The 11659-nt window shown below is 68.6% G+C and carries 11 protein-coding genes; 10 read left to right on the plus strand and 1 reads right to left on the minus strand.

Going from position 1 to position 11659, the window contains the following annotated elements:
- Positions 1-58: 58 nt before the first annotated feature.
- The 8 genes from argC to argH all read left to right on the plus strand — a co-directional run bounded on the left by argC (position 59) and on the right by argH (position 7801).
- The gene (gene argC, locus IM689_RS05625) at positions 59-1108 is read left to right on the plus strand and encodes an N-acetyl-gamma-glutamyl-phosphate reductase (RefSeq protein WP_193643211.1); all 1050 of its coding nucleotides are present in this window, start codon (positions 59-61) and stop codon (positions 1106-1108) included.
- Positions 1108-1518 carry an ACT domain-containing protein gene (locus IM689_RS05630; protein WP_118912585.1) on the plus strand — a complete coding sequence of 137 codons (411 nt, stop codon included), beginning with the start codon at positions 1108-1110 and terminating at the stop codon, positions 1516-1518. Before argC ends, IM689_RS05630 begins: the two co-directional genes overlap by 1 nt.
- The gene (gene argJ, locus IM689_RS05635) at positions 1515-2666 is read left to right on the plus strand and encodes a bifunctional glutamate N-acetyltransferase/amino-acid acetyltransferase ArgJ (protein WP_193643212.1); all 1152 of its coding nucleotides are present in this window, start codon (positions 1515-1517) and stop codon (positions 2664-2666) included. Before IM689_RS05630 ends, argJ begins: the two co-directional genes overlap by 4 nt.
- Entirely contained in the window at positions 2663-3604 is a 942-nt protein-coding gene (gene argB / locus IM689_RS05640) for an acetylglutamate kinase (protein ID WP_193643213.1), read from the plus strand. The genes argJ and argB overlap by 4 nt, the downstream gene beginning before the upstream one ends.
- Positions 3601-4815 carry an acetylornithine transaminase gene (locus IM689_RS05645; protein WP_319803816.1) on the plus strand — a complete coding sequence of 405 codons (1215 nt, stop codon included), beginning with the start codon at positions 3601-3603 and terminating at the stop codon, positions 4813-4815. The genes argB and IM689_RS05645 overlap by 4 nt, the downstream gene beginning before the upstream one ends.
- On the plus strand, positions 4812-5744 hold the full coding sequence (argF, locus tag IM689_RS05650) for an ornithine carbamoyltransferase (RefSeq protein ID WP_193643214.1): 933 nt from the start codon (positions 4812-4814) through the stop codon (positions 5742-5744). The genes IM689_RS05645 and argF overlap by 4 nt, the downstream gene beginning before the upstream one ends.
- Positions 5741-6277, plus strand: a complete 537-nt coding sequence (locus IM689_RS05655) for an arginine repressor (RefSeq protein ID WP_187034793.1) — start codon at positions 5741-5743, stop codon at positions 6275-6277. Before argF ends, IM689_RS05655 begins: the two co-directional genes overlap by 4 nt.
- Before the next feature lie 90 nt (positions 6278-6367).
- Complete coding sequence (gene argH, locus IM689_RS05660; RefSeq protein WP_193643215.1) at positions 6368-7801, plus strand: argininosuccinate lyase; 1434 nt, start codon at positions 6368-6370, stop codon at positions 7799-7801.
- Between the two features lie 85 nt (positions 7802-7886).
- Here the strand turns inward: argH and IM689_RS05665 are convergent, their stop codons facing one another.
- Positions 7887-9131 (minus strand): globin domain-containing protein, encoded by a 1245-nt coding sequence (locus IM689_RS05665; RefSeq protein WP_187034795.1) that lies wholly within the window; start codon positions 9129-9131, stop codon positions 7887-7889.
- Between the two features lie 176 nt (positions 9132-9307).
- Here IM689_RS05665 and IM689_RS05670 point away from each other — a divergent pair, with 176 nt between their 5' ends.
- Entirely contained in the window at positions 9308-9955 is a 648-nt protein-coding gene (locus IM689_RS05670) for a DNA-3-methyladenine glycosylase (RefSeq protein WP_319803817.1), read from the plus strand.
- Positions 9956-10030: 75 nt separating this feature from the next.
- On the plus strand, positions 10031-11293 hold the full coding sequence (gene tyrS / locus IM689_RS05675) for a tyrosine--tRNA ligase (protein WP_193643217.1): 1263 nt from the start codon (positions 10031-10033) through the stop codon (positions 11291-11293).
- Positions 11294-11659 lie beyond the last annotated feature (366 nt).

Genomic DNA, 11659 nt, shown 5'->3' on the forward strand with positions numbered 1-11659 from the left:
GGGTGCATGACTTTTCTCTATCGTGCATGAGTATGCGTATTCGTGTAGCCTGAGCGACATGGTTCAGGTCGCAGTCGCCGGTGCGAGCGGATACGCCGGAGGGGAGCTCCTCCGCTTGCTGCTCGCTCACCCCAACGTCGAGATCGGAGCGTTGACGGCCGGGGGCTCCGCGGGTTCGCGACTGGGTGAGCACCACCCGCACCTCATGCCGCTGGCCGATGTCGTTCTTGAGGAGACGACGCCGGAGGTCCTCGCAGGACACGACGTCGTGTTCCTCGCACTTCCCCACGGTCAGAGCGCTGCCTTGGCCGCCGCGCTCGCCGAGGGCGTGCTCGTCGTCGACTGCGGTGCCGACTTCCGCCTCGAGAACGAGAACGACTGGACTGCGTTCTACGACACCCCGTACGCAGGTTCGTGGGCCTACGGTATGCCCGAACTGACCCTCGGGACCGCAGCCAAGCAGCGGGACAACCTGGCCGGGGAGCGCCGCATTGCCGTCCCGGGCTGCTATCCGACCGCGGTCTCGCTCGCCCTCGCGCCCCTGTTTGCCCACGACCTCGTGGAGCACGATGACGTCGTCGTCGTGGCCTCCTCCGGAACCTCGGGGGCCGGCAAGGGCCTCAAGCCGCACCTGCTCGGATCCGAGGTCATGGGATCGATGAGCCCGTACGGTGTCGGCGGCGGCCACCGTCACACCCCTGAGATCGTGCAGAACCTCCGCCGCGCCGCGCAGGGAGCGGACGACGTGTCCCTGTCGTTCACCCCCACGCTCGCGCCGATGCCGCGCGGCATCCTGGCCACGTGTACCGCGCGCGTGCGTGACGGCGTGGACGCCGCGGCGATTCGCGCGGCCTTGGAGGCGGCCTACGGCGGCGAGACGTTCGTCCACCTGCTTGCGGACGGCTCGTGGCCCTCGACAGGGATGGTCGTTGCGTCCAACGCCGTCGCGGTTCAGTTCGCCCTCGATGCAAGCTCCGGCCGCGTCGTCGTCGTCTCCGCCGTCGACAACCTCACGAAGGGCACGGCAGGAGCTGCCGTGCAGTCGATGAACCTCGCGTTGGGCTTCGACGAAGCCGCGGGCCTGCCCGCGGTGGGCGTGGCTCCCTGATGGTCGCCTTCGGAGCGCAGTTCACCCTCATCGCCCACCCCGAGGAACTGTCGTACGTGCGCCTCGGGCCGCACGAGGTGGTGCCAGACTGGGCCCTCACGGACGCCCCGCTCGTCTCGGTGAGCGCCACCGCATCGGAGACCTCGGTGCTGTGTCTGTCGTCCGCCATCCCGCGTGACGCGGTGGTGCGCCAGCAGGGGCCGTTCAACGTCTTCGAGGTCGACGGTCCGCTCGACTTCGCCCTCACCGGTCTCCTGTCGGCGATCGTGACGCCGCTCGGTGAGGCCGAGCTGACGGTTTTCACCGTTTCCACGTTCGACACCGACTGGATCATGGTTCCCACCTTCGAGTCCGACCGCGCCCGCGCGCTGTGGAAGCGTGCCGGCCACATCATCAAGGAGAAGGAATGAGCGTCACTGCCGCATCAGGCTTCCGGGCCGCCGGTGTCACGGCCGGCCTCAAGCCCAGCGGAAAGCCCGATCTCGCGCTCGTCGTCAACGACGGCCCCGAGCACGTCGGTGCCGCGGTGTTCACGAGCAACCGGGTCGAGGCGGCCCCCGTGACGTGGTCACGCCAGGTCGTCACCGACGGCCGCGTCGATGCTGTGGTCCTCAACTCGGGTGGTGCGAATGCCTGCACGGGCGCCCAGGGCTTCCTCGACACTCACCGCACGGCCGAACTCGTGGCCGAGGCCACCGGCGTGAGTGCGGGCGATGTTGTGGTGTGCTCCACGGGGCTCATCGGTGAACTCCTGCCGATGGACCGCATCGAGAATGGCGTGACGCAGGTGTCCGGCGCCGTGAGCGCCGACGGTGGCGCCGACGCGGCCGAGGCCATCATGACGACCGACACCGTGGCCAAGGAGTGCGAAGGCATCGGCTCGGGGTACGTCGTCGGTGGAATGGCGAAGGGAGCGGGCATGCTCGCACCTGCACTCGCCACGATGCTGGTCGTCGTGACAACCGATGCCGTCCTCACGCCGGAGCAGGCTGACGAGGCCCTGCGCACGGCTACGCGCCTCACCTTCGACCGCATCGACTCCGACGGGTGCCAGTCGACGAACGACACTGTGCTCCTCATGGCGTCCGGCGCCTCCGGCGTCGCGCCCGAGATGGGGGAGTTCACGAGCATCCTGACGGAGGTCTGCCAGGATCTTGCTCTGCAGCTCATCACCGACGCCGAGGGCGCTGCCCACGACATCGAGATCGTCGTCCACGGAGCTGCAAACATTAACGATGGACTTGAAGTTGCACGCGCGATCGCCCGGAACAACCTCTTCAAGTGCGCGGTGTTCGGGGGAGACCCCAACTGGGGGCGCGTCCTCGCGGCCGTCGGCACGACCAAGGCGGCGTTCGACGCTCGCACGCTCGACGTTGCGATCAACGGTGTCATGGTCTGTCGCGACGGCGGGGTCGGCGACGACCGATCCGGCGTCGACCTGTCGAACCGTGAAGTGAAGGTCGAGGTCTTCCTCAAGGCGGGCGAGCAGTCCGTCACGATCTTCACCAACGACCTCACGCACGACTACGTTCACGAGAACTCGGCCTACAGCACATGAGCACCTCCGAGCACGACCACGGGCTGGCCGGCGAGCGCCGTGACCTGAGCTCGATCGCTTCTGCGGCACTCAAGGCGGGCACCCTCGTCGAGGCGCTGCCGTGGCTCGAGCGCTACCAGGACGCGCTCGTCGTCGTGAAGTACGGCGGCAACGCGATGACCGACCCGGCACTGAAGAGGGCCTTCGCCGAGGACATCGCCTTCCTGCGCTACGCGGGGCTGCGCCCCGTGGTCGTTCACGGGGGCGGACCTCAGATCGCCTCAATGCTGGAGCGCATGGGCCTCAAGAGCGAGTTCGGCGGTGGGCTGCGCGTCACGACCCCCGAGACGATGGAGGTCGTGCGCATGGTGCTAACTGGCCAGGTCTCGCGTGAACTCGTCGGCCTCATCAACCAGCACGGCCCGATGGCCTTCGGGCTGTCGGGGGAGGACGCCCGCCTGTTCGGCGCCCGCCGTCGGCCGGCGTACGTTGACGGGGAGGCTGTCGACATCGGTCTCGTCGGCGATGTCGAGATGGTCGATCCGCAGATCGTGCGCGACCTGACGCACTCGGGGCGCATCCCCGTCATCTCGTCGGTGGCTCCCGACCTCGACAACGAAGGTCAGGTCCTGAACGTCAACGCCGACACGGCAGCGAGCGCGCTGGCCGTGGCACTCGGTGCCCACAAGCTCGTCGTGCTCACCGACGTCGAGGGCGTCTACGCCAACTGGCCCGACCCGGAGTCGCTGCTGTCGACCCTGCCCGTCGAGGACGCCGAAGCGATGCTCGCGACCGTCGAGACCGGCATGGTGCCCAAGCTCGAGGCCTGCATTCGCGCGGTGCGCGGAGGGGTGCCGCACACACACGTCGTCAACGGCACCCGCCCGCACTCGATCCTTCTCGAGATCTTCACCGACGAAGGCATCGGCACGATGATCACGTCAGGAGGACGCTGGTGAGTACCCAGCACGAGAGCCAGACGTACCTCGAGCGGTACGGCACGGCGATGATGGGTGTCTTCGGCGAGCCCGGCCTCGTCCTCACCGAGGGTGACGGCTGCTACGTCACGGACGCCGGCGGCCGGCGTTACCTCGATCTGCTCGGTGGCATCGCCGTCAACTCTCTCGGTCACGGCCACCCGGCGCTCGTCGCCGCGGTACAGGAGCAGGCTGCACGCCTCATCCACACCTCGAACCTGTTCACGACGCCCGGTCAGGTGGCCCTCGGTGAGCGGTTGCTCGAGATCGCCGGAGCGCCGGAGGGATCACGCGTATTCCTCTGCAACACCGGCAGTGAGGCGAACGAGGCCGCGTTCAAGCTCGCCCGGCGCACCGGTCGCCCCGACGTCGTCGTCCTCGAGGGTGGCTTCCACGGGCGCACGATGGGGGCCATCTCGCTCACGTCGAAGGAGGCCTACCGCGCTCCGTTCGAGCCGCTCGTGCCCGGCGTCCGGCGAGTGCCGTACGACGACGTCGAGGCGTTGCGTGACGCTGTCGACGAGTCCGTGGGTGCTGTCCTCGTCGAGCCGATCCAGGGTGAGGCCGGCGTCGTCGTGCCGAGTCAGGGCTACCTCGAGGCGGCGCGCCGCATCACGCGTGACGCCGGTGCGCTGCTCATCCTCGACGAGGTCCAGACGGGCATCGCGCGCACCGGCGAGTGGTTCGGTTTCCAGACGCTCGCGCCGGGGCTCGTGCCCGACGCGGTGACGGTGGCCAAGGGCCTCGGTGGCGGCGTTCCTGTCGGCGGGCTCATCACGTTCGGGCCGGAAGTCTCCGGCCTCCTCACGGCGGGCCAGCACGGCACGACGTTCGGCGGTAACCCACTGGCCTGCGCTGCTGCGCTCGCGGTGCTCGACACGATCGCCGGGGACGGGCTTCTTACCCACGTCGTACGACGGGGAGAGCACATCGCCGCTCGCATCGACGCCCTCGGCGACGCCCGCGTCACCGGTACACGCGGCCGTGGCCTGCTGCGCGCCGTCCTCCTGCGGGACGCCGTGGCGCCGCAGCTCGTCGTCGCCGCGCGCGAGGCCGGCTTCGTCGTCAACGCGCCGACGGCGAACGCCGTTCGCCTCGCGCCCCCTCTTGTCATCTCGGACGCCGAGCTCGACACGTTCGTGGACGCCCTGCCGACCCTGCTCGACCGAGCAGGAGAGAAGGAGACATCGTGACCCGCCACTTCCTGCGCGACGACGACCTGTCGCCCGCCGAGCAGCGTGAGGTGCTCGAACTCGCCGTGCGCCTCAAGGCCGATCGACACTGTGTCCGCCCGCTCGAGGGGCCCCGCGGCGTCGCCGTCATCTTCGACAAGCCGACGCTGCGCACCCAGCTCAGTTTTTCGGTGGGCATCGCCGAACTCGGCGGCCACCCGATGATCGTCGACGGCAACCTCGCCCAGGTGGGCACGCGGGAGTCGATCCACGACGTGGCCAAGGTGTTGGGGCGCCAGGTGAGCGCCATCGTCTGGCGGACGTTCGCCCAGAAGTCGCTCGCAGAGATGGCCGAGCACTCGGGAGTTCCGGTCGTCAACGCGCTCACCGACGACTTCCACCCGTGCCAGATCCTCGCCGACCTCCTCACTGTCACGGAGCACAAGGGAAGCGTGGCCGGGCTCAAGGTCGCCTACGTCGGCGACGCAGCCAACAACATGGCGCACAGCTACCTGCTCGGCTTCGCCACGGCGGGCGCGAACATCGTCGTCGCCGGACCGGAGAGCTACCAGCCGAACCCCCAGATCCTCGAGGACGCCCAGCGCATCGCGGCGCAAACGGGCGGGAGCGCCACGGCCTCCACCGACGCCGTGGTCGCGGTCAGCGATGCGGACGTCGTCATCACCGACACCTGGGTGTCGATGGGGCAGGAGGGCGAAAAGGCCGAACGCCAGGGCGAGACGAACCCGTTCCGGTCGTTCGCCGTGACCGCGGACCTCATGGCCCACGCCAAGGCCGATGCCATCGTCATGCACTGCCTGCCCGCATACCGGGGGTACGAGATCGCCGCCGATGTCATCGACGGGCCGCAGTCGGTCGTCTGGGACGAAGCGGAGAATCGTCTGCACGCGCAGAAGGCTCTGCTCGCCTTCCTTCTGGAGCGCTCGTGATCGCGCCGACGAAGGGCGCGCGACATCAGCGCATCCGCGAGATCCTCGGCCGGGAGTCCATCCGCTCGCAGACCGATCTCGCCGAACGTCTGCTCGAGGACGGCGTCGACGTCACCCAGGCGACGCTGTCGCGTGACCTCGTCGAGCTGGGCGCGGTCAAGGTGCGCCAGGGGCGAACCCTCGTCTACGCCGTGCCTGGCGAGGGCGGCGATCGAACGCCGCGTGCCGGCGCCGCTCGTACCGAAGCCGTGCAGCGCCTTCGCCGGCTCTCGGGCGAACTGCTCGTCACGGCCGAGTCCTCGGGCAACCTCGTCGTGCTGCGCACGCCTCCGGGCGCTGCGAACTTCCTCGCCTCGGCGATCGACCACGCGGAGTTCGAGGAGGTGCTCGGCACCATCGCCGGCGACGACACGATCCTGGTCATCGCCCAGGCGGACGCCGAGTCGTCAGCTCTGGGGCAGCGTTTCCTCGACCTCGCCGGGCGTACTGACGACGCCGGAACCGACGAGGACCTTCCCGCCGACGATGCGTGAGAATCCACGTGAGCACCCTGAGATCTTCCTGCTACCCCTGCACTTCGGTGGCCCGTTCGAGCCGGGCCACTCCTCGATGAAAGGTTCGTCATGACCCAGGCCGATTCGCGCCTCAGCCTCTGGGGCGGACGCTTCGCCGGCGGCCCCTCCGACGCACTCGCGGCCCTGAGCAAGTCCACCGACTTCGACTGGCGCCTCGCGCCGTACGACATCGCCGGGTCCCGGGCACACGCCCGCGTCCTGCACCGTGCTGGCCTCCTCGCCGAGGACGACCTCGAGGCCATGCTCTCGGCTCTCGAGAAGCTGCGCGGTGACGTGGAATCGGGCGTCTTCGTCCCGGCCCAGGACGACGAGGACGTTCACACCGCGCTCGAGCGCGGCCTCATCGAATGTGCCGGTGCAGACGTGGGCGGGCGCCTGCGCGCCGGGCGCTCGCGCAACGACCAGGTGGCCACCCTGTTCCGCATGTACCTGCGTGATCACGCGCGGGTCGTCTCAGGGCTGCTGCTCGACGTCGTCGACGCCCTCGTGGCTCAGGCCCGAACCCACATGGGCGTCGCGATGCCCGGCCGCACGCACCTGCAGCACGCCCAGCCGGTGCTCCTCAGCCACCACCTTCTCGCCCACGCCTGGGCCCTGTTGCGCGACGCCGAGCGCCTCGTCGACTGGGACAAGCGCACGGATGCCTCGCCGTACGGCTCGGGGGCGCTCGCGGGCTCGTCTCTCGGCCTGGACCCGGCTCGGGTGGCCGAGGACCTCGGCTTCAGCCGCCCGACGCAGAACAGCATCGACGGCACCGCCTCGCGTGACTTCGTCGCCGAGTTCGCCTTCGTCTCCGCGATGGCTGCGGTCGACATCTCGCGTATCGCCGAGGAGGTCGTTCTTTGGGCGACGAAGGAGTTCAGCTTCGTCACCCTCGACGACGCCTTCTCGACCGGTTCCAGCATCATGCCGCAGAAGAAGAACCCCGACGTCGCCGAGCTGGCGCGAGGCAAGGCGGGCCGTCTCGTCGGTGACCTGGCGGGTCTGCTCACGACCCTCAAGGCGCTCCCCCTCGCCTACAACCGCGACCTGCAGGAGGACAAGGAGCCGGTCTTCGACGCAGTCGACACCCTCGAACTGCTCCTGCCGGCCTTTGCCGGGATGACCGCGACGCTGACGTTCCACCCGGAGCGCCTCGAGTCGCTGGCCCCGCAGGGCTTCTCGCTCGCCACCGACATCGCGGAATGGCTCGTGCGCGAGGGCGTGCCGTTCCGTGTGGCTCACGAGGTCGCCGGAGCCTGCGTTCGGGAGTGCGAGAAGCGCGACATCGAGCTGTGGGATCTTTCGGACGACGACCTGGCCGACATCAGCGAGCACCTCACCCCGGGCGTGCGTGAGGTGCTCAGCGTTCCGGGATCGCTCGCGTCGCGCAACGCCACGGGCGGCACGGCCCCGGAGCGAGTCGGTGAGCAGCTCGAAGCTGCCGCCGCTCGAGCCGGCGAGCTTCGCGAGTTCGCTGACTCGCGCATCGAGCTGCGCTGATCTGCGCGCTTTCCCCTTCGCATGACGACAGCGGCACCCGCGAACGGGTGCCGCTGTCGTCGTCCGTGCTGACGGCTGACGCCGATCAGGCCAGTCGCTGCTCCTCGGCGACGAGCTCTTCGGGGGAGGCCTGGCTGGAGGCCGAGCCACCGAGCCACAGGTCGGGCCCGAAGATCTCGTAGCTGATGTCGGCCGCGTCCACGCCGCGGTCGAGCAGGCCCGAGCGCACGTGCTGCATGAACGGAACCGAGCCGCAGAGGTAGTACTCGGCGTTGTCCGGCAGGTCGAGCTCGTCGACGGCGACGAGACCCTCGCGCGCGTCGTCGCCGCCCTTCTCGTAGTACGTGATGGCGGTGGCGCCGGCGTCGGCCGCGGTGCGGGCGACCTGCTCGCGCAGCGGGTGGGTGTCTGCATCGATGTCGGCGTGGACGACGACGAGTTCACGACCGTTCGTGCGGCCCTGAGCGGCGGCGTCGAGGATCGAGGCCATCGGCGTGATGCCGATGCCGGCGGAGAACATGACGAGCGGGCGCGTGTGGTCGTCCTTCGCCACCTCGATGTCGCCCACCGGTGCGCTCACGGGCAGAACGTCGCCCTCGGAGCGCTCGAAGAGGTATCCCGAGACGGCACCGTCGGGGGTGCCGTTCGCGCCGAGCACCTTCTTGACCGTGATCTGGAGGGCGGCGTCCCCGGGTGCGCTCGAGATCGTGTACTGGCGGGGCTGACGGTAGTCGTCCTCGAGCTGAGCGATGACGGAGACGTACTGGCCCGGAACGTAGTCGGGAATCGCCGAACCGTCGACGGGCTCGAGAGTGAACGTGCGGGCGTTGCCGCCGGCGTCCTCGATGCGCGTGATGCGGTGGTCCTTCATGAGGGAGTCCGGCGTGCGGTCGATCTGCTGGTACAGCTTCGCCTCGGCGCTCACGAGGTCCATGGCGAACAGCCAGTACACCTCTTCCCAGGCGCGTGCCACCTCGGGCGTGACGGCGTCGCCGAGCACCTCGCCGATGGCCTCCATGAGGTTGCGGCCGACGATGGTGTAGTCGCCGGGCTTGATGGCGAGGGCAACGTGCTTGTTCGCGATGCGCGACAGGACGTGGTCGAAGTCGATGTCGGAGTCGCCCAGCAGGTGGTGGGCATACGCGACGATGCTCGACGCCAGCGCGATCGGCTGCTCGCCGATGGCCTGGTTCGCCTGGTTGAACACGTTGAGCAGGTCCGGGTTGCGCTCGAACATCTTGGGGTAGAAGACCTTGGTGATCTGCGTGATGTTCTCGATGACCGGTCCGGCAGTCGCCTTGACGATCTCGGCGTTGTCGGCGTGCAGCATGCGTCCTCCAGGGTGACGTCGTCAGGTTGCCGTAGACGGTTGTCCCGTTGCGGCCGTCGTGACGCTACGGCGCGGGCCTGGCTCGAGGGCAGGGACGAATGTCACCAATCCCCAGGAACCGAGGGGTGCGGGACCGCGACGGCGGAACCCATCGGCAGCGTTGGCACAATGACGGCGTGCACCCCGTCGATCCAGATCTCTTCGCCGCAGCGCCCGAGGTGGTGGCTCCGCGGCTGCTCGGCCTGGTCGTGCACCACGACGGCGTCGGTGTGCGAATCAGCGAGGTCGAGGCGTACGCGGGGGAGCGCGACCCGGGGTCGCACGGCTTCCGTGGTCGCACTCCGCGCAACGCGGCGCTCTTCGGACCTCCCGGCACCGTGTACGTCTACATCAGTTACGGCGTCCACCGGGCCTTCAACCTGGTCTGTGGCCCCGACGGAGAGTCCGGAGGAGTGCTCGTGCGCGCCGGTGAGGTCGTGGAGGGGGAGGCGATCGCTCGGCGGCGCCGCGGGGGAGACCGGCGCGAGGTCGCGTTACGGCTGCTGGCGCGGGGGCCGGGAAACCTCGGGCAGGCGCTCGGCGTGGATCTCGACCTCAACGGAACGCCGGTCACCGGAAGGGAGGCGCAGGTGCGACTCACTGTGCCGGACGGGCGTACCCGGCTCGAATACCGCAGCGGCCCACGGGTCGGGGTGAGCGGCCCCGGCGGCGACGGCACGCTGTACCCCTGGCGCTTCTGGCTGCCCGACGACCCGACAGTCTCCGCCTACCGGCCCGCCGTGGCGCGCCGACGAGCCGCGACGAATCAGCACCAACCGAAGTGACGCGGGCGCACCCGATGGGGCACCCTTGGAACGGCGCCGGAGCCAGACACCGGCCATGACGACGAAAGGCACATCGTGACCCACATCCTCGACGAGCTGCAGTGGCGCGGAGCGGTGGCACAGACCACCGCTGAGGCCGAGCTGCGTGAAGCACTCGCGAACGGACCCATCACGGTGTATTGCGGTTTCGACCCGACTGCCCCGTCGTTGCACTTCGGCAACCTCGTTCAGCTCATCCAGCTCCGTCGCCTGCAGAGGGCCGGCCACCGAGTGATCGCCCTCGTCGGCGGCTCGACGGGACTCATCGGCGACCCCCGTCCGAGTTCGGAGCGAGTGCTCAAGACGAAGGACCAGACGGCGGAGTGGGTCGACAAGATCCGCTCGCAGGTGCGCCCCTTCCTCGACTTCGAGGGTGAGAACCCGGCGCGCGTGGTGAACAACCTCGACTGGACCTCACAGATTTCGGCTCTCGACTTCCTGCGCGACGTCGGCAAGTACTTCCGCGTCAACGCGATGATGAAGAAGGACGCCGTAGCGGCTCGCCTGAACTCCGAGGAGGGCATCAGCTACACGGAGTTCAGCTACCAGATCCTTCAGGCGCTCGACTACCTCCACCTGTACCGCGAGTACGGCTGCACCTTGCAGACCGGTGGTTCGGACCAGTGGGGCAACCTCATTGCCGGGGCCGACCTCATCCGTTCGGTCGAGGGCAAGAGCGTTCACGTGCTCACTTCGCCGCTGCTGACCGACGCGAGCGGGCAGAAGTACGGCAAGTCGGAAGGCAACGCCATCTGGCTCGACGCGACGATGACGAGCCCCTACGCCTTCTACCAGTACTTCCTCAACGTCGAGGACTCCGAGGTCATCAAGCTTCTGAAGTTCATGACCGACAGGACGCCGGAGGAGATCGCCGAGCTGGAGAAGGCTGTCGCCGAGGCACCCTTCCGCCGTGAGGCGCAGCGGACGTTGGCCGCCGACGTCACGACGCTCGTGCACGGCGAGGCTGCGACGGCCGGCGCCGTGGCAGCGAGTGAGGCTCTCTTCGGCAAGGGAGACGTGTCGGCGCTCGACGCGTCCACGCTCCGTGACGCAGCGCAGGAACTGCCGGGCGCCGACGTCGCCGAGGGCACCAGCCTGACGGACGCCGTGGTCGCGGTCGGCATCGCGGACTCACGAAACGCGGCCCGGCGCCTCATCGGTGACGGCGGTGTTTCGCTGAACAACGTGAAGATGAACGACGCCGAGTACGCCCTGACGGCGGAGGACTTCCTCCACGGCGAGGTGGCAATCCTCAAGCGCGGCCGCAAGTTCCAGGCCGCGGCCCGTAGAGCCGGCTGACCCGGCGTTCGGTGCAGGGGAGGGGCTCTCGAGGCACCTCTCCGGCACCGAACGCCCCGGCGCATCCCCGCGTTTGTGCCGAGGGTGAGAAGCGTGTAATGTTTTCCGAGTCGCCGCGAGCAGCGGAGGGCCGACAGCCCACCGTTAGCCGCACCTGACACTCTCGGATTGCCTACAGGCGCAACGAATTACAGCAATGTAGTTCGAAACGGCCAGGTTGGTGCTAAGCCGAGGAAGTGCTACGGTAGACGAGTTACCCCAGACGGGTGAGAGGTTTCACCTCAAACCCTGATGGTGTGTGATGGTGTTTTGAGAACTCAACAGCGTGCCGATGTGATCATCGCCAAACAACAATTTTTGCTGGCC

This window comes from Dermacoccus barathri (assembly GCF_015070805.1).
GTDB classification, from domain to species: domain Bacteria; phylum Actinomycetota; class Actinomycetes; order Actinomycetales; family Dermatophilaceae; genus Dermacoccus; species Dermacoccus abyssi.